20 protein-coding genes, 1 pseudogene and 1 riboswitch are annotated in these 24545 nt (G+C 40.6%); of the genes and pseudogenes, 13 read left to right on the forward strand and 8 right to left on the reverse strand.

Annotation, left to right across the window (positions count from 1 at the left end):
- Nucleotides 1-123: 123 nt before the first annotated feature.
- Entirely contained in the window at nucleotides 124-1569 is a 1446-nt protein-coding gene (glpT, locus tag NYR63_RS02065) for a glycerol-3-phosphate transporter (RefSeq protein WP_279457957.1), read from the reverse strand.
- 202 nt (nucleotides 1570-1771) lie between these two features.
- On the reverse strand, nucleotides 1772-2860 hold the full coding sequence (gene glpQ, locus NYR63_RS02070) for a glycerophosphodiester phosphodiesterase (protein ID WP_279457958.1): 1089 nt from the start codon (nucleotides 2858-2860) through the stop codon (nucleotides 1772-1774).
- Nucleotides 2861-3112: 252 nt separating this feature from the next.
- Between glpQ and glpA the strand changes: the two genes are divergently transcribed.
- The 7 genes from glpA (at nucleotide 3113) to ribH (ending at nucleotide 11272) form a co-directional block, all read left to right on the forward strand.
- Complete coding sequence (gene glpA, locus NYR63_RS02075; protein WP_279457959.1) at nucleotides 3113-4798, forward strand: anaerobic glycerol-3-phosphate dehydrogenase subunit A; 1686 nt, start codon at nucleotides 3113-3115, stop codon at nucleotides 4796-4798.
- Nucleotides 4788-6074, forward strand: a complete 1287-nt coding sequence (gene glpB / locus NYR63_RS02080; RefSeq protein WP_279457960.1) for a glycerol-3-phosphate dehydrogenase subunit GlpB — start codon at nucleotides 4788-4790, stop codon at nucleotides 6072-6074. Before glpA ends, glpB begins: the two co-directional genes overlap by 11 nt.
- Nucleotides 6071-7345 (forward strand): anaerobic glycerol-3-phosphate dehydrogenase subunit GlpC, encoded by a 1275-nt coding sequence (gene glpC, locus NYR63_RS02085; protein WP_279457961.1) that lies wholly within the window; start codon nucleotides 6071-6073, stop codon nucleotides 7343-7345. The genes glpB and glpC overlap by 4 nt, the downstream gene beginning before the upstream one ends.
- Before the next feature lie 51 nt (nucleotides 7346-7396).
- Nucleotides 7397-7522, forward strand: a riboswitch (FMN riboswitch).
- Nucleotides 7523-7654: 132 nt separating this feature from the next.
- Complete coding sequence (gene ribD / locus NYR63_RS02090) at nucleotides 7655-8740, forward strand: bifunctional diaminohydroxyphosphoribosylaminopyrimidine deaminase/5-amino-6-(5-phosphoribosylamino)uracil reductase RibD (protein ID WP_279457962.1); 1086 nt, start codon at nucleotides 7655-7657, stop codon at nucleotides 8738-8740.
- Nucleotides 8741-8787: 47 nt separating this feature from the next.
- The gene (gene ribE, locus NYR63_RS02095) at nucleotides 8788-9435 is read left to right on the forward strand and encodes a riboflavin synthase (protein WP_279457963.1); all 648 of its coding nucleotides are present in this window, start codon (nucleotides 8788-8790) and stop codon (nucleotides 9433-9435) included.
- Nucleotides 9436-9494: 59 nt separating this feature from the next.
- The gene (locus tag NYR63_RS02100) at nucleotides 9495-10700 is read left to right on the forward strand and encodes a bifunctional 3,4-dihydroxy-2-butanone-4-phosphate synthase/GTP cyclohydrolase II (RefSeq protein WP_279457964.1); all 1206 of its coding nucleotides are present in this window, start codon (nucleotides 9495-9497) and stop codon (nucleotides 10698-10700) included.
- A gap of 110 nt (nucleotides 10701-10810) precedes the next feature.
- Nucleotides 10811-11272 carry a 6,7-dimethyl-8-ribityllumazine synthase gene (ribH, locus tag NYR63_RS02105; RefSeq protein ID WP_279457965.1) on the forward strand — a complete coding sequence of 154 codons (462 nt, stop codon included), beginning with the start codon at nucleotides 10811-10813 and terminating at the stop codon, nucleotides 11270-11272.
- Nucleotides 11273-11359: 87 nt separating this feature from the next.
- On the opposite strand, the gene greB is transcribed toward ribH, so the two are convergent.
- The 4 genes from greB to NYR63_RS02125 form a co-directional block, all read right to left on the reverse strand.
- On the reverse strand, nucleotides 11360-11848 hold the full coding sequence (gene greB, locus NYR63_RS02110; protein ID WP_279457966.1) for a transcription elongation factor GreB: 489 nt from the start codon (nucleotides 11846-11848) through the stop codon (nucleotides 11360-11362).
- Between the two features lie 9 nt (nucleotides 11849-11857).
- Nucleotides 11858-12793: a KpsF/GutQ family sugar-phosphate isomerase gene (locus tag NYR63_RS02115; RefSeq protein WP_005600494.1), complete on the reverse strand. Its 936-nt coding sequence runs from the start codon at nucleotides 12791-12793 to the stop codon at nucleotides 11858-11860.
- A 126-nt stretch (nucleotides 12794-12919) separates the two neighbouring features.
- On the reverse strand, nucleotides 12920-14203 hold the full coding sequence (pepB, locus tag NYR63_RS02120; RefSeq protein WP_279458523.1) for an aminopeptidase PepB: 1284 nt from the start codon (nucleotides 14201-14203) through the stop codon (nucleotides 12920-12922).
- Nucleotides 14204-14324: 121 nt separating this feature from the next.
- Complete coding sequence (locus NYR63_RS02125) at nucleotides 14325-15140, reverse strand: 5'-nucleotidase, lipoprotein e(P4) family (RefSeq protein ID WP_279457967.1); 816 nt, start codon at nucleotides 15138-15140, stop codon at nucleotides 14325-14327.
- A gap of 173 nt (nucleotides 15141-15313) precedes the next feature.
- Here NYR63_RS02125 and NYR63_RS02130 point away from each other — a divergent pair, with 173 nt between their 5' ends.
- Nucleotides 15314-16252, forward strand: a complete 939-nt coding sequence (locus NYR63_RS02130; protein ID WP_279457968.1) for a bile acid:sodium symporter family protein — start codon at nucleotides 15314-15316, stop codon at nucleotides 16250-16252.
- 84 nt (nucleotides 16253-16336) lie between these two features.
- Here NYR63_RS02130 and NYR63_RS02135 read toward each other — a convergent pair.
- Nucleotides 16337-17517: pseudogene (locus NYR63_RS02135) on the reverse strand (efflux RND transporter periplasmic adaptor subunit).
- Nucleotides 17518-17615: 98 nt separating this feature from the next.
- Nucleotides 17616-18431: a Cof-type HAD-IIB family hydrolase gene (locus tag NYR63_RS02140; protein ID WP_279457969.1), complete on the reverse strand. Its 816-nt coding sequence runs from the start codon at nucleotides 18429-18431 to the stop codon at nucleotides 17616-17618.
- Nucleotides 18432-19035: 604 nt separating this feature from the next.
- Here NYR63_RS02140 and leuA point away from each other — a divergent pair.
- The 5 genes from leuA (at nucleotide 19036) to fadD (ending at nucleotide 24487) form a co-directional block, all read left to right on the forward strand.
- Nucleotides 19036-20583 carry a 2-isopropylmalate synthase gene (gene leuA / locus NYR63_RS02145; protein ID WP_279457970.1) on the forward strand — a complete coding sequence of 516 codons (1548 nt, stop codon included), beginning with the start codon at nucleotides 19036-19038 and terminating at the stop codon, nucleotides 20581-20583.
- Between the two features lie 334 nt (nucleotides 20584-20917).
- Entirely contained in the window at nucleotides 20918-21496 is a 579-nt protein-coding gene (rpoE, locus tag NYR63_RS02150) for an RNA polymerase sigma factor RpoE (RefSeq protein ID WP_279457971.1), read from the forward strand.
- Between the two features lie 19 nt (nucleotides 21497-21515).
- A complete protein-coding gene (locus tag NYR63_RS02155; protein ID WP_279457972.1) occupies nucleotides 21516-22139 on the forward strand; it encodes a sigma-E factor negative regulatory protein in 624 nt (207 codons plus the stop codon).
- A gap of 216 nt (nucleotides 22140-22355) precedes the next feature.
- Complete coding sequence (locus tag NYR63_RS02160) at nucleotides 22356-22784, forward strand: SoxR reducing system RseC family protein (RefSeq protein WP_279457973.1); 429 nt, start codon at nucleotides 22356-22358, stop codon at nucleotides 22782-22784.
- 11 nt (nucleotides 22785-22795) lie between these two features.
- Nucleotides 22796-24487, forward strand: a complete 1692-nt coding sequence (fadD, locus tag NYR63_RS02165) for a long-chain-fatty-acid--CoA ligase FadD (protein WP_279457974.1) — start codon at nucleotides 22796-22798, stop codon at nucleotides 24485-24487.
- The last annotated feature ends 58 nt before the right edge of the window (nucleotides 24488-24545 follow it).

Genomic DNA, 24545 nt, shown 5'->3' on the forward strand with positions numbered 1-24545 from the left:
TCAATGATTAGCCCATTATGGGGCTGATTTTTGGAAAAACAAGCGAAAATTTGATTAAAATTAAAAAGAGAGGAAATACCGAATAGTATTTCCTCTCTTAAGTTTTAACGATGTACGGTAGGATTATTTACCGTAGTGATCACCTAATTTCGCTTTATGTTTACCTTCTTCAATCATCACGATAAACATTAATAACACGGCTAATACGCCACCGGTAATCATTACGTAGAAACCGCCGTCCCAACCGTAATATTCTGCCGCCCAACCTACAACTGCTGAAGCGGAAACCGTACCACCTAGGTAACCGAATAAACCGGTAAAGCCTGCTGAAGTACCCGCCGCTTTTTTAGGCGCAAGTTCAAGGGCGTGTAAACCGATTAACATTACCGGACCGTAGATTAAGAAACCGACTGTGGTCATTAACACGAAGTCCATTAATTGATATGGGTTTTCATAGAACGGTTTACCTGCATATAACGCTAATTCCGCTTCAGGTGTCGCCGGGTTTTTCCATAATGCAACAACGGCGATAGTTGTTAAGATCATGAAGATAAAGCCGGTTAAGCCACGTTTACCTTTGAATAATTTATCCGATACCCAACCGCATAATAATGTACCCGGAATAGCGGCTAATTCATAAATGGTATAAGCCCATGCAGTACCTTTAATGTTGAAGTGTTTTACTTCGCCAAGATAAACCGGAGACCATTTTAAAACACCGTAACGAATTAAATATACAAATACGTTAGCGATTGCGATGTACCATAATAATTTGTTTTTAAGTACGTAAGTCACAAAGATTTCTTTGGTACTTAAGTCTTTTTCCGCTGTTTCTTCATTATAGTCATCAGGGTAATCGTTACGCCATTTTTCTACCGGCGGTAAACCGCAAGATTGAGGGGTATCTTTCATGATGAAATAAACCGGAATCGCAGCGATCATTGCGGCAATGCCCGGATAGTAAAGAGCTTGTTGCCATACGTCTTTAGCGGTTGCGTGTTCACCGGTATTACTGAAGTAAATCGCACTTGCTAACAACACCATTGCACCCGGCACCATACCGCCCACGTTATGTGCACAGTTCCAAATAGAAACGATAGTACCGCGTTCGGATTTAGACCACCAGTGAACCATCGTACGACCGCACGGAGGCCAACCCATACCTTGGAACCAACCGTTTAAGAAGATCATCACAAACATTACCGCAATGCCTGAAGTTGCCCACGGCATTAGCCCCATCATCGTCATACAAAGACCGGAAAGTAATAAACCGAACGGTAAAAATACTTTCGGGTTTGAACGGTCTGACATACCCGCCATCACGAATTTAGATAAACCGTAAGCCAAACCCGCACCGGTACCGATAATACCGAGTTCCGCTTTATTATATAAACCCGCTTCAATTAAACCTTTTTGCGCAAGGTCGAAGTTCGCACGCACAAAATAATATGCGGCATAGCCGAAAAAGATACCTGCAAAAACTTGCCAACGTAAGAATTTGTATCTGGCATCTATTTTATCTGCCGGTAATTCCGCAATATGCGGTGCCGGTTTAAATGGACCAAACATAGAAACACTCCATATTTTATATTTATTGATAAAAAGTTCGATTACGAAAAATCATTATTATTCTATCGAAAAAAGAGTAATACTCCATAAAAATTATTTAAATTTGTGAATCTACTCACATTTTTATGAGAGTATTTCAACATATTTAATCAAAATATGGGCGATTCACAAATTTATTCTTCATTTTCGCTCAAAAGTGAAACTATTTTACTCCTTTAATAAATTGTACGCCTGTATCCGGGAAGTCGGTAAACACGCCGGTTGCTCCCGCTTTATTTAATAACGCATCGTACATTTGATTTACATCGGTAAAGAATTCCGGAAGGGCATCTTTACGTACTGTGTACGGATGTAGTTCCATTTTAGTTTTCGCAATATCTTTCACCATCGGCGTGTATTTGATATCGCCTAATTTTGAGTTTTTGTCATCAACCAACATATACCAACCAGGGCCTACGCCGTCGGCGTATTTAGCCACTTCAGCCATGGCGCCGTCTTTGAACATCCAGTCGTAGTTATAGTTCACCCATTTGCCCGAAGCGTCTTTTTCTTCGGTTTCATGCCAATCGGTATAAGCGACTAATTGAACGAGCTTCACATCCATGCCCATTTTCGGCAATAATTCGGTTTTGATACGTTTTAGCTCGTTAAAATCGAAGGTTTGCAAATAAACTTTATCCGATTTTTGATCGTAACCGTATTTTTTCAATACTTTTAAAGTTTCCAACGCAATATCTTTACCTTCTTGGTGGTGTAACCAAGGGGCTTTAATTTCCGGATAAATGCCGATTTGTTTACCGGTTGATTTTTCTAAACCTTGAATAAATTCGATTTCATCTTCGAAAGTATGAATTCTGAAATGCGATTTCCACATTGGGAAACGGTTCGGATAAACCTGCGTTTGTTGCCCGTTCTCGGTTTTAAAGTTTTCCGTCATTTCAAGCGTTTGGATTTCTTTTAAGGTGAAATCCGCTACATAGAAACGTCCGTCTTTACGCGCACGTTTCGGGAATTTCTTCGCCACATCGGTTAAGCCGTCTAAGAAATGGTCATGAATAACGATTAAACGGTTATCTTTGGTCATTGCAAGGTCTTGTTCTAAATAATCCGCTTGTTGAGCGAATGCGAGAGCTTTAGATTCTAATGTATGTTCCGGTAGATAACCGCTGGCACCACGGTGAGCGATAATTAACTTATCGGATTTAACCGTTTCGACAGGCTGAGTATTAGAACAGCCGGCTAATACCGTAGTAGTAATAAGACTGAAGGCTAATGCCTTGATTGTTTTCATAGATTTCTCCTTGTGATAATTGCTTAAAAAGCCGGCTAAAAGGTTAGCCGAAAAGCACAAATATAAAAGATGATTTATGTAAATTTGTGATCTATGCCACAAACAATTTCGTAAATCGAAAGAATTTGTGATGTTATTCACACTTCTGATTTCTTTTTTGCTCATTTACTTGTTCAAAAACGCTCATTTTAATACAATGCAGTTATTTTAATTTGTTCGTTTCATTTCATTTAAGTGTGGGAGAGGTTGAGTATGAACATTTCACCTCAGATGTATCAAAATGTTGCAGATTTTTCGCCGGTTAATACAGATGTGATTATTATCGGTGGCGGAGCAACGGGAGCCGGTATTGCCAGAGATTGCGCATTACGCGGTTTAAAATGCGTATTACTTGAACGTAGAGACATTGCAACTGGTGCGACCGGTCGTAATCACGGTTTACTACATAGCGGCGCACGTTATGCGGTGAATGATAGGGAATCTGCTGAAGAGTGCATTAAAGAAAATCTAATTCTTAAACAAATCGCCCGTCATTGCGTAGATGATACGAAAGGGCTTTTCATTACCCTGCCGGAAGACGATCTCAATTATCAGAAAAACTTTATCCAAGCCTGTACCGATTCGGGTATAGAAGCGGTTGAAATCGAGCCGGATCTTGCAAAATATATGGAGCCGTCGGTAAACCCATCATTAGTCGGGGCGGTAGTCGTGCCGGACGGTTCTATCGATCCGTTCCGTTTAACCGCTTCCAATATGTTGGATGCAACGGAAAACGGCGCAAAAATATTTACTTATTGCGAAGTGATAGGGTTGATTCGTGAAGGCGGCACCGTTATCGGCGTTAATGTGTTCGATCATAGAAACCAAGTAAAACGTCAATTTTTTGCGCCGATTGTTGTGAATGCCGGCGGAATCTGGGGGCAGGGTATTGCAGAATACGCTGATCTTAAAATTAAAATGTTCCCGGCGAAAGGTTCGTTACTGGTAATGGGACACCGTATTAACAATATGGTGATCAACCGTTGTCGTAAACCGGCAAATGCCGATATTTTGGTGCCGGGCGATACCATTTGCGTTATCGGTACGACTTCCGACCGTATTCCTTATGATCAAATTGACAATATGGTGGTAACACCGGAAGAAGTGGACGTGTTATTCCGTGAAGGGGAAAAATTAGCACCGAGTTTGCGTCATACCCGTGTATTACGTGCTTATGCGGGGGTTCGCCCATTAGTAGCAACGGACGATGATCCGTCCGGTCGTAATGTGAGCCGCGGTATCGTATTACTTGATCACGCAGAACGAGACGGTTTAGACGGCTTTATTACGATTACCGGTGGTAAATTAATGACTTATCGCTTGATGGCGGAATGGGCAACCGATTTAGTTTGCAAAAAATTGAATAAATCCGACCGCTTGTGTAGCACGGCGGAACGTCCGCTTCCGGGTTCAAATGAAAGCCGCGAAGAAACCAGTAAAAAAATCATTTCATTGCCGAATACGATTCGTCATTCTGCGGTTTATCGTCATGGTTCCAGAGCATTGCGTTTACTTGAAACCGAGCGTTTAGATAAAACTTTAGTGTGTGAATGTGAAGCGGTAACTGCCGGTGAAGTTCGCTATGCGGTGGATGAGTTGAATGTGAATAATTTAGTGGATTTACGCCGCCGTACTCGTGTCGGTATGGGAACTTGCCAAGCGGAACTGTGTGCTTGCCGTGCGGCAGGACTGATGAGTCGTTTTAAAGTGGCGACACCAAAAGAATCAACCACACAATTAGCCTCATTTATGGAAGAGCGCTGGCGTGGAATTCAACCGATTGCATGGGGAGATGCAATGCGGGAAGCGGAATTTACCAGCTGGATTTACTATAGCCTACTCGGACTGAATGATGTGCCGATGGACAAAGAGCAGGGAGTGAATAGCAATGAATTTTGATGTAGTGATTATCGGTGGCGGACTCGCCGGTTTAACCTGCGGGATTGCCCTTCAAGAACAAGGAAAACGTTGTGCGATTATCAACAACGGACAGGCGGCAATGGATTTTTCTTCCGGTTCAATGGATTTACTTTCTCGTTTACCAAGCGGTCAAAAAGTCGAAAATGTTTACCAATCGCTTGATGAGTTAAAACTTCAAGCACCGGAACATCCGTACAGTATTCTTGGCAAAGATCAAGTATTGGCAAAAGCACAACAATTCGAACAATTAGCGAGAGCGTTAAACTTACATTTAGAGGGTTCAACAGCAGAAAATCACGAACGAGTTACCCCGTTAGGCGGACTTCGTGCGACTTGGTTATCGCCGAATAGCGTACCGACAGTAAAACATTTAACTACCTTAGCGGAGAAACAGGTCGCCATTTTAGGAATTGAAGGCTATCACGATTTTCAGCCGCAATTATTGGCGGACAATTTAAAACAGCATAGCAAGTTTGCCGATTATGAATTTATCATCGGTTATTTGAATATTCCCGAGTTGGACTATTTACGCCAAAACTCTCGTGAGTTTCGTAGTGTAAATATTGCGCAATTATTAGAACATAAATTGTCTTTCCAAGATTTAGTACAAGAAATTAAACAAGCGGCAGGGAGTGCAAAAGCAGTATTTTTACCGGCTTGTTTCGGCTTAGATAACCAAGATTTCTTCAATAGCTTACAGCAAGCAACCGGTTTGGCATTATTTGAATTACCGACGTTACCGCCGTCTTTATTAGGCATTCGCCAACATCGTCAGCTACGTTCACGTTTTGAGCAATTAGGCGGCATGATGATGAACGGTGACCGAGCGGTTAAAGCGGAATTTGAGGGCGATAAGGTCGTACGTATTTTTACCACATCACACCAAGAAGAACCAATTAGTGCAAATCATTTTGTGTTGGCTGCTGGTAGCTTTTTTAGCAACGGACTTGTGGCGGAATTTGAACGTGTGAAAGAGCCGGTATTTGATTTGGATATTTGCGGTTGCAAAAATTTTAATGATTCCGACCGCTTTACTTGGACAAATAACCGCTTTGCGGCACCTCAACCTTACCAATCTGCCGGTGTGGTGATTAACTCGGCTTGCCAAGTACAAAAAAATGGTGTGGTTGTACCGAATTTATATGCGGTGGGAAATGTCATCGGAGGCTTCCAAGGTATTGAGCAAGGTTGTGGTTCGGGTGTTGCAGTGGTAACGGCGTTAACCGTTGCAGAACAAATCGGAGGTACAAAATGAATATCCAACAATTGATTGAAAATGCACGTCAAGGTGCACAATCTCCGGTTGTTCATCAACATTTTGACCCAAGTTTTGAAAGCTGTTTGAAATGCACCGCTTGTACGGCGGTGTGTCCGGTTTCGCGTAATAATCCGTTTTATCCGGGGCCGAAACAATCAGGCCCGGATGGCGAGCGTTTACGTCTGAAAAGCCCTGACTTCTACGATGAAGCCTTGAAATATTGTACTAACTGTAAACGTTGTGAAATTGCTTGCCCGTCAGATGTAAAAATCGGTGACATTATCGTACGTGCGAGAAATCGTCACGTTGAGCGTCAAAATAAACCGTTGATTCACAAATTACGTGATGCGGTATTAAGTAATACCGATATTATGGGTACGATGAATACGCCGTTTGCGCCGATTGTGAATACGATTACCGGTTTAAAAGCGACCCGTTTCTTGTTAGAGAAAACTTTAAAAGTCAGCCAACACCGTACCTTACCGAGATATTCATTCGGTTCGTTCCGTAATTGGTATATGAAAAAAGAAGCGAAACGCCAGGCGCAATTCAAAGAGCAAGTCGCTTATTACCACGGTTGTTATGTGAACTATAATAATCCGCAGTTAGGGAAAGAAGTGATTGACGTAATGAATGCGTTGGATATCGGTGTGGTTTTGCTTGAGAAAGAAAAATGTTGCGGTTTACCGTTAATGGTGAACGGTTTTCCGGAAAGAGCGAAAAAACAGGCAGAATTCAACCTTAAATATCTTGAAAAAACCGTTGATAAGCAGTTAGAAGTGATCGGTACGTCTTCAAGCTGTACGGCAAATATTAAAGAAGAATACAGCCACGTCCTCGGTATGCCGAATACCAAAGTGAAATCGCATATTGATATCGTGACACGCCATTTGTATAAATTGCAAAAAGCAGGCAGAAAATTACCGCTTAAACCGATGCGTTTACGTGTTGCTTATCATACGGCTTGTCACGTGGAAAAAGCAGGTTGGGCACCTTATACGTTGGAATTGTTAAAACAAATTCCGGAGTTAGAAGTAGTCATGTTGCCATCGCAATGTTGTGGTATTGCAGGAACTTACGGTTTTAAAGCGGAAAACTATGAAACATCACAAGCGATCGGCCGCACGTTGTTTGAACATATCAATGAAGGCGGTTTTGATTATGTGATTTCAGAGTGTGAAACCTGTAAATGGCAGATTGATATGTCGAGCAATGTCACTTGCTTACATCCAATCACTTTATTATCAATGGCATTGGATAAACGCTAATTCTTGCTTGACATTGACAATCAAAAGTCGCAAAATTTGCAACAATTTTTTAATAATCTTCAGGGCAGGGTGAAATTCCCGATCGGCGGTAAAGTCCGCGAGCCGAACGAAAAAGGTTTGGCAGGAACCGGTGAGATTCCGGTACCGACAGTATAGTCTGGATGGAAGAAGATGAAATAACCGTGTAAGCGGTGGTTTTTCCTATCTTTTTTACAAGCCTTGAGATCGAAAGATTTCAAGGCTTTTTTCATCATTAGGGTAAACACGCCTGTAATGTGTTTTCCTCTGCCCTCAAATAGTTTCAAAACAATGACTGATTTAGACTATATGCGCCGTGCCATTGCACTGGCAAAACAAGGTTTAGGCTGGACGAATCCCAATCCGCTTGTCGGTTGTGTAATCGTCAAAAACGGTGAAATCGTTGCCGAAGGTTACCATGAAAAGATCGGTGGTTGGCATGCGGAACGTAATGCCGTTTTACATTGTAAGGAAGATCTTTTCGGGGCGACTGCTTATGTAACACTTGAGCCTTGTTGTCATCACGGACGCACGCCACCTTGTTCGGATTTATTAATTGAACGGGGCATTAAAAAAGTGTTTATCGGTTCAAGTGATCCGAATCCTTTAGTGGCGGGGCGAGGAGCAAGCCAGTTACGCCAAGCCGGTGTTGAGGTAGTGGAAGGTTTACTCAAAGACGAATGCGATGCACTAAACCCGATTTTTTTCCACTATATTCAAACTAAACGCCCGTATGTGTTGATGAAATATGCGATGACGGCAGACGGAAAAATTGCAACGAGTACCGGCGAATCCAAATGGATTACCGGTGAATCGGCAAGAGCAAGAGTACAACAAACTCGCCATCAATATAGTGCGATTATGGTGGGAGTGGATACAGTGCTTGCCGATAATCCGATGCTAAATAGCCGAATGCCGAATGCGAAACAACCTGTTCGGATTGTCTGCGATAGCCAATTACGTACACCGTTGGATTGCCAGTTAGTGCAAACAGCGAAAGAATATCGCACCGTGATTGCAACCGTTAGTGACGATTTGCAAAAAATTGAGCAATTTAGACCGCTTGGCGTAGAAGTCTTAGTGTGTAAAGCTCGAAACAAGCGGGTGGATTTGCAAGATCTTTTGCAAAAGCTTGGCGAAATGCAGATCGACAGCCTGTTATTAGAAGGCGGTTCAAGTTTAAATTTCAGTGCGTTAGAAAGTGGTATCGTGAATCGAGTACATTGCTATATCGCACCGAAATTAGTCGGGGGTAAACAAGCGAAAACCCCAATCGGCGGTAAGGGAATTCAACAAATCGACCAAGCGGTTAAATTAAAATTGAAATCGACCGAGCTTATTGGCGAAGATATTTTGTTGGATTATGAAGTTTTATGATGCTCTCTCTGGTTAAGAGCGAGTAGATATAAACAGCGGAGGAAAAAATGTTCACGGGTATTATTGAAGAAGTCGGCAAAATTGCTCAAATTCATAAACAAGGCGAATTTGCGGTCGTGACAATTAATGCGGCAAAGGTATTACAAGATGTTCATTTAGGCGACAGCATTGCTGTAAACGGTGTATGTTTAACCGTAACGTCTTTTTCAAGCAATCAATTTACCGCCGATGTGATGTCTGAAACGTTAAAACGTACTTCATTAGGTGAATTAAAACCGAATAGTCCGGTTAATTTGGAACGAGCGATGGCGGCAAACGGACGTTTTGGCGGACATATTGTTTCGGGCCATATTGACGGCACCGGAGAAATTGCGGAAATCATACCGGCACATAATTCAACGTGGTATCGCATTAAAACCTCTCCGAAGTTAATGCGTTATATTATCGAGAAAGGTTCGATTACCATTGATGGTATTAGCCTGACCGTAGTGGATACCGATGATGAAAGTTTCCGCGTGTCGATTATTCCGCATACGATTAAAGAAACCAATTTAGGTTCGAAAAAAATCGGCAGTACTGTCAATTTAGAAAACGACATTGTCGGCAAATATATCGAACAGTTTTTGCTAAAAAAGCCGGCGGATGAGCCGAAAAGTAATCTTAGTTTAGACTTTTTAAAGCAGGCAGGATTTTAAGATTCATAGAAACACCACATAGTATGTTTCTATCGACAAAAAATGTATAGGAAAAGAAGATGACAGATTTCCAATTTTCAAAAGTAGAAGAAGCGATTGAAGCGATTCGCCAAGGCAAAATCATTTTAGTGACCGATGACGAAGATCGCGAAAACGAAGGTGATTTTATCTGTGCGGCAGAATTTGCCACACCGGAAAATATCAACTTTATGGCAACTTACGGTAAAGGCTTAATTTGCACACCTGTTTCTCAAGAGATCGCAAATAAACTTAATTTCCATCCGATGGTTCCGGTTAATCAGGACAATCACGAAACCGCATTTACCGTTTCAGTCGATCATATTGATACGGGAACAGGTATTTCTGCATTTGAGCGTTCAATTACCGCAATGAAAATTGTAGATGATAATGCTAAAGCAAGTGATTTCCGTCGCCCGGGGCATATGTTCCCATTAATCGCCAAAGACGGCGGTGTGTTAGTACGCAATGGTCATACCGAAGCAACTGTGGATTTAGCTCGTTTAGCCGGATTAAAACACGCCGGTTTATGTTGTGAAATTATGGCGGATGACGGCACAATGATGACCATGCCGGATCTACAAAAATTTGCCGTAGAACACAATATGCCGTTTATCACGATTCAACAATTACAAGAATATCGCCGTAAACATGATAGCTTAGTGAAACAAATTTCTGTGGTAAAAATGCCGACTAAATACGGCGAATTTATGGCACATAGTTTTGTTGAAGTGATTTCAGGTAAAGAACACGTAGCGTTAGTCAAAGGCGATTTAACGGATGGTGAGCAAGTATTGGCACGTATTCATTCGGAATGTTTAACCGGTGACGCTTTCGGCTCTCAACGTTGTGATTGTGGTCAGCAATTTGCCGCAGCAATGACACAAATCGAAAAAGAGGGCAGAGGTGTTATTCTCTATTTACGTCAAGAAGGACGTGGCATCGGTTTAATTAATAAGCTACGTGCTTACGAACTACAAGATAAAGGGATGGATACGGTTGAAGCGAACGTGGCTTTAGGTTTTAAAGAGGACGAACGTGAGTATTATATCGGTGCGCAAATGTTCCAGCAGTTAGGCGTGAAATCGATCCGTTTATTGACCAATAATCCGGCAAAAATTGAAGGCTTAAAAGAGCAAGGGTTAAATATCGTTGCGCGTGAGCCGATTATTGTAGAACCGAACAAAAATGACATTGATTACCTAAAAGTAAAACAGGTAAAAATGGGGCATATGTTTAACTTCTAACTTTAACAACCGTATGTAGTGTTAGGGATGCAAGCGTTGCGTCCCTACTATAAAATGATACAAGCGGTCACTTTTTTATAAAATTTTGCATATTTCAAGAGGACAAAAAAATGGCAAAGATTACAGGTAACTTAGTTGCGACAGGTTTAAAATTCGGTATTGTAACCGCACGTTTCAACGATTTTATCAACGATAAATTATTAAGCGGTGCAGTTGATACCTTAGTGCGTCACGGTGCCGATGAAAACGATATTGATACGGCGTGGGTGCCGGGTGCATTTGAAATTCCGTTAGTGGCGAAAAAAATGGCAACCAGCGGTAAATATGATGCGGTAATTTGTTTAGGGACAGTAATTCGCGGTTCAACAACTCACTATGACTACGTATGTAATGAAGCGGCAAAAGGTATTGGTGCAGTTGCATTAGAAACCGGTGTACCGGTGATTTTCGGTGTATTAACCACAGAAAATATCGAACAAGCAATCGAGCGTGCAGGTACTAAAGCGGGTAACAAAGGTTCGGAATGTGCATTAGGCGCAATTGAAATGGTAAACGTATTAAAAGCGATCTAATTTTCGTTTGACGTGTAAAAACAAGCGGTCGTTTTTGACTGGAATTTTGCAAATTTCCCGTTAAAAACGACCGCTTATATTTTATGTCTAGTAAAGACCTTCTTTCTCGTACCAGATTTTGTTGATATATAGTAAGCTTTTGCCAAGTGGCGTATCCACCTTAATTTCATCATCCACTTCTTTGCCGATTAACGCTCGGGCAACCGGCGAATCAATCGAAATCCAATTCTTAGCCGGATCAAATTCATCACAACCGACTATCCGATATTGCTTGGTTTCGCCTTGTTCATTTTCCAGTTCAACCCACGCACCGAAAAACACTTTACCTTCTTGTTTCGGATGATAATCCACGATTTGTAACACTTCTAAACGTTTGGATAAAAAACGAACTCGGCGATCAATTTCACGTAAACGACGTTTACCGTAAATATATTCGGCATTCTCGCTGCGATCACCTAAAGCGGCGGCTTCCGAAACCGCTTGTGTTACTTTCGGACGCTCATCTTTCCATAAAAATTTAAGCTCTTGATCTAAGGTTTGCCACCCGCCGCGCGTAATATAATTTGATTTCGCCACAAAATATCCTTAACTTGAGAATTCCATAATACCGGATACTTTGCCTTCATCATTCAGCGCAATCAACGAATGAATATGTAACTCTTTCATCATTTCTTCCGCTTTCGCCAAATAAGTGGTGTCCGAAATGGTTTTTGGCTGTTTTGACATAATTTGCTCAGCGGTTTTCGTGAGACTTTCCGCACCGAATTTAGCGAGAGTACGACGTATATCGCCGTCGGTAATAATGCCTTTTAATTGCTCATCTTGCATAATCAGCGCAACTCCCATTCTGCCTTCGTTGATTACACTCAGAATCGTACTGAAATCCGCATTCGGCTGTGTAATCGGCAACTTGGTTTGCATTACGTCTTTTACTCGATTGAGCAATTTACGTCCTAAACTGCCACCCGGGTGGAAGCGGGCGAAATCTTCCGCTTTAAAACCACGAGCATTAATCAATGCAATCGCCAGCGCATCGCCTAGCGCCATAGTCACCAATGTTGATGTAGTAGGGGCAAGATTATTCGGACAAGCTTCTCGCTCAACACTAATATTAAGAATTAAATTAGCGTGTTGAGCAAGCGTTGAATTCGGATTGCCGGTCATCGCAATAATTTGATTCCCAAAGCTTTTTAGACTTGGTAATAATTTAATCACATCATCGGTTTCTCCGCTGTTGGAAATCAGAATCACCACATCAATCGGTTTTAACATTCCTAAATCGCCGTGGAACGCTTCGGTCGGATGTAAATAAAAACTTGGCGTACCGGTTGAAGCAAACGTCGCTACCATTTTTTGCCCGACTAAACCTGATTTACCGATACCGGCAACCACGACACGTCCTTCGCAGTTTAAAATCATTTCGACCGCTTGATTGAAACTACTGTCTAAACGCTGATTTAGCTGGTTTATTGCTTGGCTATAAAAACTGAGGGTTTCTTTTGCACTCTCTAAGTAATTCATATAAGTCCCTAACTGGCAAAGTAGATAAAATTAACAATATTATACACAAAGCAACAGAAAACCGCTTGTCTTACGCCTACTTTGGCGGAACAAGCGGTTAAATTTTCCGGAAATTTTACAAAAAGCTTATTGAGATAAAAGCAGATTCGCTAGGGTTTTCATCCCTAAACCGGTTGCACCGGCTGCCCATAAATCACTTGCCGTTTTACGGAAAGTCGCAGAAGCATCAATATGTAACCAATTTTGCGCATAATCTTTAACAAAATAGGATAAAAATGCAGTCGCGGTACTTGCACCGGCGCCAACCGGTACCGAACCGATATTGGCAATATCGGCAAATGAAGATGAAATTTGTGAACGATGAAATTCTTCAAACGGTAAACGCCAGAACGGTTCGTTTTCCGCTTTTGCCGCATTAAATAAGTGAGCGGTTAATTCATCATCCATTGAAAGTACCGAATGGTAGTCATTACCGACAGCCACTTTTGCCGCCCCGGTTAAGGTTGCCGCATCAATGATAAATTGTGCATTTTGTTCGCTCGCTTCAATTAGACCGTCCGCTAATACTAAACGACCTTCCGCATCGGTATTCAGCACTTCTGCTGTTACGCCATTGCGATATTCAATAATATCGCCTAATTTAAATGCGGTACTGCTTACCATATTTTCCGCACAGCATAGGTAGAGTTTTACTCGTTGTGTTAAGCCGCGACTGATCGCAAAGCCTAATGCACCGGTTAATAAGGCTGCACCGCCCATATCAGTACGCATGGTACTCATTGAGTCACTCGGTTTAATGCTATAACCGCCGGTATCGAAGGTAATGCCTTTTCCGACTAAACAAGCAAGCACCGGTGCATTAATATCACCGCTTGGATTGAAATCCAATTTGAGCAATGCCGGTTTATTTGCCGAACCTTTGCCTACCGTCCAAATGCCGTGATAACCCTGTTTTTTCAGTTCTTCACCGCTAATAATTTCTGCGGATACCGCATTTTTACCGAGATATTGCTCAGACTGTTTGGTAATAAACTCTGCCGCTTTTTGCGCTAAACGCTCAGGGGTAAGCGTTTCGGAAGATTCGTTAATCAGAGAACGGGTAAAGCCGGAGCAGTGTACACGTGCGTCAAATTCCGCTTGTTGTTCGGCTAAGTCGGGGTAACTCACCGTTCCTGCATTACGTACGCTTACAAAACCTTGATGGAATGCCCAGCATTCTTCTAAGCCCCAATCTGAACCGCTAAGTGCGACATTTAATATACCTTGATTTTTAATTTTACGAGCGGCACGTTGAATAGTGTCTAGCGGATTTTTTTGTAAGTGAATTGTCATACCTTGTTGATTGGCAGACAGAATTGCATTTTTGCCCCATTGTTCGGGAGCGGTATTTTGTGAAAGCGTAATATTCATCGTAACCATCATTATTTCCTTGTTAGGTTAAAATAAGCGGTTCAATCCTAGCAAAATTTTGTAAAGAGTGATAGAAAAAAGACCGCTTGCAGCGGTCTTTGGAATAAGAACTTATAATAAATTATTTGCCGTCCCAAGCCTTAATTGCGCCGTGACGAATATCTAAACGACTTTTCGCATCACCTTTATAGTAGTTTTTATCTAAACCGCCTTCCCAGTCGCCGTAATTCGGGTTAGGAAGTACGATAAATTTGTTACCGAATTTATCTTTATTTGCCGTAACGAAATCACGACGTTCCGCATTGGATTTTTTATAAGTCGCATCGCCGAAATCATTTAAGTTATCGCCAAGGTAAAGTACGATTTCATAACCTTGTTTTTCAATTTCTTCAAAGCGAGGGGTTTTGTTCGATTTGTCTTTTTTCAGGAAAAGAGTTTGTTCGCTGACACCGCTGAAGCCTAATTTTTTCATATCGTCTAACGTACCGGCTTTTTCACCGCTGTCTTTACGGTTGGAAACGTAGAACATCGTACCTTTATGGCTGTTTACGTAATTGTTAAATTCCACCGCACCGGCAATCGCTTGCGTTTGACGGGCATTCACCCAGCGAGTCCAGCTCTCGCCGTCGAAGGCTTTATGATTTTTTACTTGCCAGCCGGCATAGGCACTGTTATCCACCATCGTTTCGTCTAAATCGACCACAACCGCTTTTTTCTTACCTTTTGCGACTTTTGCTTGATCAAATGCGACTTTAGCCGTGTTGAACGCTTGGTATGCAAGTGCTTGGTATTCACCGGATTGTTGTACCCAGTTAAGACCTAATGCCGCTTGTTCTTGTAAGATCATTTCATCATGATTGGTTGTATCGTGATGAGCGCAAGCGGTTAAAATAAATGCGGAAGCGACGGCTACACCGGTTAATTTAAACAATTTCATTGTTTTCTCCTTCGTTTTTGTTGCTTTAGGTTACTTTTAACGTAATGAGTTAAAAGTTTGTCAAGGGTACAAAGAATGTGAATATTTGTCTATTCACATTTTTTAAAAATTCAGGTAGCCTGTAATTCCTTTAATTTAAATCAATATACGTTAATAATAAATAAGGACACAACATGAATCTTTTATTAAAACTTACGCTATTTGTGAGTAAAACTTTTGCCATCTGGGTGGTCGTTTTTGCGTTTATTTCCGCGCAATATCCGGAAACATTTAAGCAATTTGTACCATGGATTCCGTATTTACTCGGCATTGTGATGTTAGGCATGGGATTAACTTTAACCTTTAAAGACTTTGCCGAGGTGACAAAAAATCCTAAAGCGGCGATTATTGGTGTAATCGCACAATTTGTCGTGATGCCAAGTATTGCTTTTTTATTGGCTAAAGCATTTCAGCTACCGCCGGATTTAGCCATAGGGGTGATTCTTGTCGGATCTTGTCCGGGCGGAACCTCATCGAATGTGATGACTTATTTGGCAAGAGGAAATACGGCGTTATCCGTCGCGTGTACTACGGTTTCGACCTTATTGGCTCCGGTATTAACGCCGGCGATTTTCTATCTGTTTGCCAGCGAATGGCTAGAGATAGATGCGGGTGCAATGTTTGTTTCCGTATTAAAAATGGTGTTATTGCCAATTTTTGTCGGAGTAGTGATTCGTTCTCTCTTTAAACAAAAAATTGAACAATTCAGCCAAACGATGCCGTTAATTTCGGTGGCGTCAATCATTCTAATTGTCACTGCAGTAGTTTCCGTCAGTAAAGATCGTATTATTGAATCGGGCTTATTGATTTTCTTAGTGGTGGTATTGCATAACGGATTGGGTTATTTAATCGGTTATGTAGTGGGGAGAGTATTAAAATTACCGATTGCCGACAGTAAAGCGATTTCGATTGAAGTCGGTATGCAAAATTCCGGTTTAGGTGCAGCGTTAGCCGCATTGCATTTTAAAGCTAATCCGGTAGTTGCCGTTCCGAGTGCGGTATTTAGTTTCTGGCATAATATTTCCGGTCCGGTATTAGCGATGATTTTCGCCTCTATGAAAAATGAGAAATAATTCGTTTTATTGTTAAGCATAAAAAATAAGCGGTTGAAATTTGCAATATTTTTACAAATTTCAACCGCTTGCTTTTAAGTTAAATTAGAAACCGCCGGGTCTGCGGCGCATTTCCGCACTGACTTTCTCATCATCGGCTCGCTGGGCGGTAATTACTTGTTCGCCTTCGTTTAAACCGCTTAAAATTTCAGTATATTGGCTGTCAGCCAATCCGATTTCGACTTTTTTCTCAGTCGATTGATTATTTTCTAATACATTGATATATACGGCATGATTTTTTTCTTTAAAGCCGAGGTCGGTACGATTAATACGTTTTCCCGTTTAACAATATCCACTTGTCCTTGCACCGTCATACCGATACGTAATCGCTGTTCCGGATTTTCGACCAAAGAATTGGCATAGTAGTAAATCGCTTCGGTATTACCTGACTTCTCCGCATATTTATTTGAAGCGTTATCGTCACTTAATGTGGTTAGCGCAGGATCTACGCTGTCAATCTGGCTGTTATGCGTATGATTAGGTTCCGCTAGAGTGGTAAATCGAATAGGTTGCCCCGCTTTCACTTGGGCTATATCGCCTTCGGAAATCTCCAGTTTTACTAACATCTTGCTTAAATCCGCTACATGAACAATAGTCGGCGAGGTTTGATTCGCATTTACCGTTTGCCCTACTGAAACCGGTATGGACACAATAGTGCCGTCCATCGGAGAAACAATTTGCGTATAATTTAAATTGGTTTTTGCATCGTTTACCGATATTTGTGCCGATTTAATTTGCGCTTTTACGTTATCTACCGTCGCTCTGGCGGAAGCCAAAGTGTTTTTTGCCGTTTCAAAATCGCTTTGGGAAGCACTTTGCTGTTTGTAAAGTTTATTTAAACGATTGAAATTGGATTGTGCGACTTCAAAAGCGACTTGCACCGATTTTAACTGCGCTTGGTAAGAACTAAGCGTCGCTTCCGCAGTACTTAAACTGTTACTTTGATTGCTGGAGTCGATTTCGGCAAGTAAATCGCCTTTTTTGACTTGTTGCCCCAACGTAACATAAAGATTAATGATTTTACCGGATACCTGCGCACCGACTTCGGTTCGTTTGCTCGCACGTACCGAACCGGTCGCCAATACATGCTTATCAATCGTACCTCGTACGACAGGTTCGGTAATGTAATGCACTTGTTGGTTATCACTATGATTAAAGAAATATAAGTAACCGGCGGTAATGATACCGGCAAGGGTCAATCCCGTGATTAGCGATTTTAATTTCATTTGTTTCCCGATAAAAATGTATAGAGAATATGCGATCCGTTCAGACCAAAAATTTGTAATATTGTTCGATAATCAGACCGCTTGTTAATACATAGCGGTTAAATGATACCGAAAGTAGCCCTTATATAACTAGCAACGGATTCATGCGCATTACAACCGATAATTTCGTGCTGAGGTAATGCTTGGATTAAACGTTTATCCGCATTTCGCATAATACAACCTTTTCCTACTTTGGAAAGCATTTCTATATCATTCATTCCGTCACCGAATGCTAAACAATCTTTTAGCGTATAACCGCGTAATTTAACCAATTCTTCAAGCGCATTACCTTTTGAAACGGATTTATTCATTACCTCTAAGCAGAGTAGTGCGGAATACGTCATATAAATTCGGTCGCCAAAGTGCGCTTTAATATATTGCTCGATAGGTACGAGATCTTCCGGAGCTTTACCAATAAAGAAAATTTTCTCGGTTTGACGTCCGTGATGTCGACTAAAATCAACGACTTGATATGAATAACCGGAATCTTTGTGATATTTTTTTAAGTGTTCAATATCGACATTGATAAACCATTCGTCGCCTTGATAACTGTTAAGACAAACTCGACTACGGTCAAAAGGAATATTCATCAGTTGAACGGCAATATCTTCGGGCAGGTAATGATTTAATACGGTTTGACCGGAAAGAAAATTGGCTCTCGCGCCGTTAGACGTGATGAGCATTGCCTCATCAACATTCACTTTGCTAATAATATGTTTTACATCGGGATAATTTCGTCCTGTGGCAAAAAAAATATCAATGCCCTTTTGGGAAAGTTTGTTTAATGTTTCTATCGTATATTGACCTATTTTATGGTCGGAGTTAAGAAGTGTTCCGTCTAAATCGGAAACAATGGCACGAAACGCACTAGTCATACAAAATCCTTAGCAATTTGTTCTGAGTGTAATTGAATTTAAGGCTAACAAATTTGGCTTTTTACTTCAAAGGAAATAGCAACTTTCTACTATCATAATCAAAAATTATTGAAAAAATCAGAAAAAGAATTAAAAGGTCGGAGGTCTTGTATTTTATGTAAACGGATTATGTTTATTTGGGAGAATTTGATTATATCAGCGTTATTTGCTAATTATTTTATAGAATAAAGAATTAATCACTTTTTTTATATTATATTTCATTTGGAAACCGTTTGCGCATAGTGAAAAATACTATTGACTTCACTCTATTTGAAGTTAATATGTATCCGTATTTCAAATAACTATGCAAACATAAACACACACAACACAATGGAAAAACTACTTTCTCTCCGACTTCTTCTGTTATCGCATTTTGTGCGAGGATAAAGGTTGGTTGGACGAAAATAGTTCACTATCCACACTTTACCCGCACATTGATGCGGGTTTTTTTTTTATTTTTTCTTCATTTTTTAAAAGAAATAATAAAAAAGAAAAAAACGGGTGTTTATCGCAGCTATTTTTCTCATTTAATTAAATCGGTGTTTTAACACTAATGGAGAGCCCCATGAGCAATAACAATATTATTATTTTTGATACGACATTACGTGATGGCGAACAAGCATTAAAAGCAAGTTTAACCGTAAAAGAAAAACTACAAATTGCTTTGGCACTGGAGCGTTTAGGTGTTGATGTGATGGAAGTCGGTTTTCCCGTTTCATCCGCCGGGGATTTCGAATCGGTAAAAACCATTGCGCAGCATATTAAAAATAGCCGTGTTTGTGCGTTATCACGAGCAGTAGATAAAGATATTGATGTTGCAGCGGAAGCATTAAAAGTGGCGGAAGCGTTCCGTATTCATACCTTTATCGCGAGTTCGGCAATTCACGTTGAGTCTAAATTAAAACGTTCATTTGATGACGTGGTTGATATGGCGGTGCATGCGGTAAAACGTGCAAGAAGTTATACCGATGATGTGGAGTTTTCGTGTGAAGATGCTGGACGTACCGGTATTGACAATATTTGTCGTATTGTAGAGGCGGCAATTGATGCCGGTGCAACTACGGTGAATATTCCGGATACGGTCGGTTACTGCTTACCATATCAGTATGGTGATATTATTGCGAATGTGATGAACCGCGTACCAAATATTGATAAAGCGGTGGTTTCGGTGCATTGTCACAACGATTTAGGTATGGCGACGGCAAACTCGCTTACGGCGGTATTAAACGGCGCAAGACAAATTGAATGTACGATTAACGGTATCGGTGAGCGTGCGGGCAATACGGCGTTGGAAGAAGTGGTCATGGCGATCAAAACGCGCCAAGATATGTTCAACGGTAAAGGCACTCGCATTAACACTCAAGAAATTCATCGTGTCAGTCAAATGGTCAGCCAATTATGTAATATGCCGATTCAGCCGAATAAAGCGATTGTCGGTTCAAACGCATTTGCCCATTCATCAGGTATTCACCAAGACGGTATGGTAAAAAATAAAAACACCTATGAAATTATGTCGCCTGAAACAATCGGCTTGAAGAAAGAGAAATTAAATCTGACCGCTCGTTCGGGGCGTGCGGCAGTGAAAAATCATATGGCTGAAATGGGATACCAAGAAAGCGATTATGATTTGGATAAACTTTATGACGCATTCTTAAAATTAGCTGATAAAAAAGGTCAAGTGTTTGATTACGATTTAGAAGCGCTTGCCTTTATTGATATGCAGGCAGGTGATGAGGACAGATTACATTTAGACGTGATTACTTCGCAAATGATTAGCCATTTACCGGCTTCGGCATTTGTTCAAGTCGAATTGGACGGTGAAAAATTAAGCCAAGTTTCCAGTGGCGGTAACGGGCCAGTCGATGCGGTCTTTAATGCGATTCTAGCCATTACGGGGATGGATATTAAAATGTTACATTATAACCTTACCGCAAAAGGTGAAGGTGCGGAAGCATTAGGTCAAGTGGATATTGTCGTTGAACACGAAGGTCGCCGCTTCCACGGTGTCGGTTTGGCAACCGATATTGTTGAGTCATCGGCTCGCGCCTTAATTCATGCGATTAATGCGATTTATCGCGCGCATAGAGTAGCGGATTTAAAAGCTAAAAAATAAAGTATTCGAATAAAATGATGTAAGCGGTCAGATTTAATGGAAATTTTGTAAAAATCCAGTAAAATCTGACCGCTTTCAGTCATTAAATAAGATAAATTCTGATGTGATGATATTTTAACCGATTGTTTTATATAACACTGATTGAATTTTTAGCCATAAATAGTTTAGTAAAATTATAAATATTTGTAGCATTCTTAGTCTTGTTATTAAAGTATTTGTAAATAATAGAGTAATTTATTCTTTATATGAACTTTTCATTTTTGTTACACACTAAAGGATGTACGGAATGAGAACATAAAGAATATGCGTAAATAGATTAGGAGAACGCAAATAGATGAGTGAGCAGGTAGCCGATCAAGAATTGGTTGAGCGTGCACAGAAAGGTGATAAAAAAGCATTTAATTTACTCGTCGTACGTTATCAGAACAGAGTGGCAGGTTTATTAACTCGCTATGTTTCGCGTGATGATATTCCGGATATTGTGCAGGAATCTTTTATTAAAGCGTATCGTTCATTAGAGTCTTTCCGTGGAGAAAGTGCCTTTTATACGTGGCTTTATCGTATTGCAGTAAATACTGCTAAAAATCACTTAACCGCTTTAGGAAGACGTCCTCCTAAAGAAGATATTTTAGCGGAAGATGCGGAAAGCTTTGATGTTGGGGTTCAACTTCGTGAGAGTGATACACCTGAGAATGTGGTGTTATCCGAAGAATTAAAACGTGTCGTTTTTGACACCATTGAAAACTTGCCTGAAGAACTTAAAACGGCAATTACATTGCGTGAGTTGGAAGGTTTAAGTTATGAAGAAATTGCGGAAGTCATGCAATGTCCCGTCGGTACGGTTCGTTCGCGTATCTTTAGAGCAAGAGAAGCGATTGATGCGAAAGTCAATCCGCTAATGCAACAGATTTAAGATTCAATCGGAGTTTATTATGCAACAAAATGAAACCCTTTCCGCTTTTATGGACGGGCAAAAAGTTGATGATGCGTTCATCGATGATTTATGCGACAGTCCTGAATTAAAGCAAAAATGGGCAAGATATCATGCGGTCAGCAGTATTTTACATGGTGACGAGGTCATTCTTGGAAATGATTTTTCAGCAAAAATGGAAGCATTACTGGAAAATGAAGAGATTGAGTCTCAATCATCCGATAAAGCGGCTACTGTAGTGCCTCAAGGTAAATTACTAAAATTGAAACGTTGGGGAATGCCGATTATGCAGGCGGGTATTGCCGCATCAGTATGTTTGGTCGCAGTACTCGGTGTAAATATGGTGAATGAAAAAAACGAGCTGGCACAGTCAAACCAACCTGTATTACAGACTCAGCCGTTCAGTGATTCGGTTCAGCCGGTAAGTTATAATGCGCCGAGTAAAGATGTGGCGACTCTCGAAAAGTTAGAAAGTCAGCAACATAAAATTAATGCATTATTACAAGCTCAACAACTACAAAGTAAACTTGATGTTGAAGCGATGGATATGTCCAAAGCAAAAGAACAAAAGGAAAAGGCTCAGACATCTGCAACTGATAAAAAATCAGAGTTAGAAAAGAATTAATGAGTTTATAAAATAACCGAATAGGTTTGTTGTTGTAATAAATTAAATCGACGAGTAAAGAAAGCGGTAAGATTTAGCGAATTTTTTAAGAAAATTTGCTACAATCTTACCGTTTTTTTATTTGTCTTCATATGCGACCAGTTAAGGTTATGAAAAGGAAAATATAGATTACTTATTTTTGAGTAATCCTAGCGCGAAATATGTGAGGAAAATACAATGATGATTGAAACTGCAACCGTTGTGAATTATCAGTCCGGTATTGCAACGGTAAAATGTAGTGCAAAAAGTGCTTGCGGAGGTTGTGCGGCACAAAATAGTTGCGGCACAAAATCTTTATCGGCACTGACCGGAGAGAAATTTGCTCCGCAATTTAAATTATCCGTAGATATGCCTTTAGCAGTAGGAGATAAAGTCCAAATCGGCTTGCCCGAGCAAACGTTACTGCTGAGCGTATTTTTAATTTATTGTGTTCCATTGTTTGTATTAGTTATCTCTGCGGTCATTTTTTCTCGATTATTTACGAACGAGTTATTGATCGCATTTTTTATGTTGATCAGTGTAAGTATGACTTTTTGGAACATCAAAAGAATAATGAATAAAAAACGGGAAAGCGAGTTCACTCCTGTATTTTTAAGAAGACTTTAATAGGAGACAATATGGAAAAGATTTGGTTACAGAATTATCCTGAAGGCTCACCAAAAACGATAAATGTGACCCCTTACGATTCATTATTGGAAATGTTTGAATCCGCTGTACGTAAACACCCGGATATTCCCGCTTATATTAATATGGGGAAAGTGCTTACTTTCCGTAAATTGGAAGAAAGAAGTCGTGCATTTGCCGCTTATTTACAGAATGAACTTCGTCTGGAGAAAGGTGATCGAATCGCATTGATGATGCCGAATTTATTGCAGTATCCGATTGCATTGTTCGGGGCTTTGCGCGCCGGTTTGGTGGTTGTAAATGTTAATCCGCTTTATACTCCTCGAGAATTAGAACACCAATTAAACGATAGTGGAGCAAAAGCGATCGTTGTGGTGTCAAATTTTGCCGCAACACTTGAAAAGATCGTATTTGAAACGAGTATAAAACATGTCATTCTGACCCGAATGGGTGATCAACTTTCATTCGGTAAGCGTACATTGGTTAATTTTGTGGTGAAATATATTAAAAAGCTTGTGCCTAAATATAAGTTGCCTCACGCAGTAAGTTTTCGTGAAGCCCTTAGTATTGGTAAACAGCGCCAGTACGTGAAACCGACTATTTATAAAGATGATCTTGCCTTTTTACAATATACCGGCGGTACGACCGGTGTAGCAAAAGGTGCTATGCTGACCCACGGTAGCGTGATTGCAAATGTCGCACAAGCAAAATGGGTGGCTGAACCATTGCTTAAATGCTCTCGTGAACGTATTGCAGTGATTCCTTTACCGCTTTACCATGTTTTTGCACTTTCAGTAAATTGCTTACTGTTTATTGAGCTTGGGGTAACAGGCTTATTAATTACTAATCCCCGAGATATTCCCGGCTTCGTCAAAGAGTTGAAAAAATATCCTTTTGTGGCTCTGACAGGGGTAAATACGTTATTTAATGCGTTATTAAATAATGAGAATTTTAAAGAAGTTGATTTCTCCAATTTAAAATTGAGTGTCGGCGGCGGTGCGGCAATTCAATCTGCCGTTGCAAAACGTTGGCATGCATTAACCGGTAGCCATATTATTGAAGGTTATGGTATGACGGAATGTTCTCCGCTGATTGCGGCGACACGTTCAGATTCTACCGAACATACCGGTTCTATCGGCGTACCGGTACCGAATACCGATATTCGTATTGTGGATGATGAAGGTAATGATGTTGCGATAGGCGAGAGGGGAGAGCTTTGGGTAAAAGGTCCTCAAGTGATGCAAGGTTATTGGCAACGTCCGCAAGATACCGCTGATGTATTGAAAGACGGATGGATGGCAACCGGTGACATCGTTGTGATGGGGGAAGATCTTAATTTACGTATTGTTGATCGCAAAAAAGATATGATCATTGTTTCCGGTTTTAATGTGTATCCGAATGAAATCGAAGATGTCATTGCGCATAATCCGAAAGTAAATGAAGTCGTCGCAATCGGTATTCCGAGTAAATCATCCGGTGAAGCGATTAAAATTTTTGTGACAAAAAAAGACGAGAGCCTTACACGAGAAGAATTGCGAAATTATTGCCGCCAATATTTAACCGGTTATAAAATTCCTAGAGAAATAGAGTTTCGTGACGAATTGCCGAAAAGTAATGTAGGTAAAATTCTCCGTCGCATATTAAGAGATGAAGAATTAGCGAAAATAAAAGAGCAACAGAATTAATTAGTACACAGAGAATCGATATTCGTTTCTTATTTAAAAATAATATAAAAATGCTTAG

This window comes from Actinobacillus genomosp. 1 (genome assembly GCF_029774175.1).
Classification (GTDB): domain Bacteria; phylum Pseudomonadota; class Gammaproteobacteria; order Enterobacterales; family Pasteurellaceae; genus Actinobacillus.

What these genes read in the sequence shown, in the direction of transcription:
- glpT (WP_279457957.1), bottom strand. Translation starts at nt 1,569, where the DNA reads ATGTTTGGTCCATTTAAACCGGCACCGCATATTGCGGAATTACCGGCA.
- glpQ (WP_279457958.1), bottom strand. Translation starts at nt 2,860, where the DNA reads ATGAAAACAATCAAGGCATTAGCCTTCAGTCTTATTACTACTACGGTA.
- glpA (WP_279457959.1), top strand. Translation starts at nt 3,113, where the DNA reads ATGAACATTTCACCTCAGATGTATCAAAATGTTGCAGATTTTTCGCCG.
- glpB (WP_279457960.1), top strand. Translation starts at nt 4,788, where the DNA reads ATGAATTTTGATGTAGTGATTATCGGTGGCGGACTCGCCGGTTTAACC.
- glpC (WP_279457961.1), top strand. Translation starts at nt 6,071, where the DNA reads ATGAATATCCAACAATTGATTGAAAATGCACGTCAAGGTGCACAATCT.
- ribD (WP_279457962.1), top strand. Translation starts at nt 7,655, where the DNA reads ATGACTGATTTAGACTATATGCGCCGTGCCATTGCACTGGCAAAACAA.
- ribE (WP_279457963.1), top strand. Translation starts at nt 8,788, where the DNA reads ATGTTCACGGGTATTATTGAAGAAGTCGGCAAAATTGCTCAAATTCAT.
- NYR63_RS02100 (WP_279457964.1), top strand. Translation starts at nt 9,495, where the DNA reads ATGACAGATTTCCAATTTTCAAAAGTAGAAGAAGCGATTGAAGCGATT.
- ribH (WP_279457965.1), top strand. Translation starts at nt 10,811, where the DNA reads ATGGCAAAGATTACAGGTAACTTAGTTGCGACAGGTTTAAAATTCGGT.
- NYR63_RS02115 (WP_005600494.1), bottom strand. Translation starts at nt 12,793, where the DNA reads ATGAATTACTTAGAGAGTGCAAAAGAAACCCTCAGTTTTTATAGCCAA.
- pepB (WP_279458523.1), bottom strand. Translation starts at nt 14,203, where the DNA reads ATGAATATTACGCTTTCACAAAATACCGCTCCCGAACAATGGGGCAAA.
- NYR63_RS02125 (WP_279457967.1), bottom strand. Translation starts at nt 15,140, where the DNA reads ATGAAATTGTTTAAATTAACCGGTGTAGCCGTCGCTTCCGCATTTATT.
- NYR63_RS02130 (WP_279457968.1), top strand. Translation starts at nt 15,314, where the DNA reads ATGAATCTTTTATTAAAACTTACGCTATTTGTGAGTAAAACTTTTGCC.
- NYR63_RS02140 (WP_279457969.1), bottom strand. Translation starts at nt 18,431, where the DNA reads ATGACTAGTGCGTTTCGTGCCATTGTTTCCGATTTAGACGGAACACTT.
- leuA (WP_279457970.1), top strand. Translation starts at nt 19,036, where the DNA reads ATGAGCAATAACAATATTATTATTTTTGATACGACATTACGTGATGGC.
- rpoE (WP_279457971.1), top strand. Translation starts at nt 20,918, where the DNA reads ATGAGTGAGCAGGTAGCCGATCAAGAATTGGTTGAGCGTGCACAGAAA.
- NYR63_RS02155 (WP_279457972.1), top strand. Translation starts at nt 21,516, where the DNA reads ATGCAACAAAATGAAACCCTTTCCGCTTTTATGGACGGGCAAAAAGTT.
- NYR63_RS02160 (WP_279457973.1), top strand. Translation starts at nt 22,356, where the DNA reads ATGATGATTGAAACTGCAACCGTTGTGAATTATCAGTCCGGTATTGCA.
- fadD (WP_279457974.1), top strand. Translation starts at nt 22,796, where the DNA reads ATGGAAAAGATTTGGTTACAGAATTATCCTGAAGGCTCACCAAAAACG.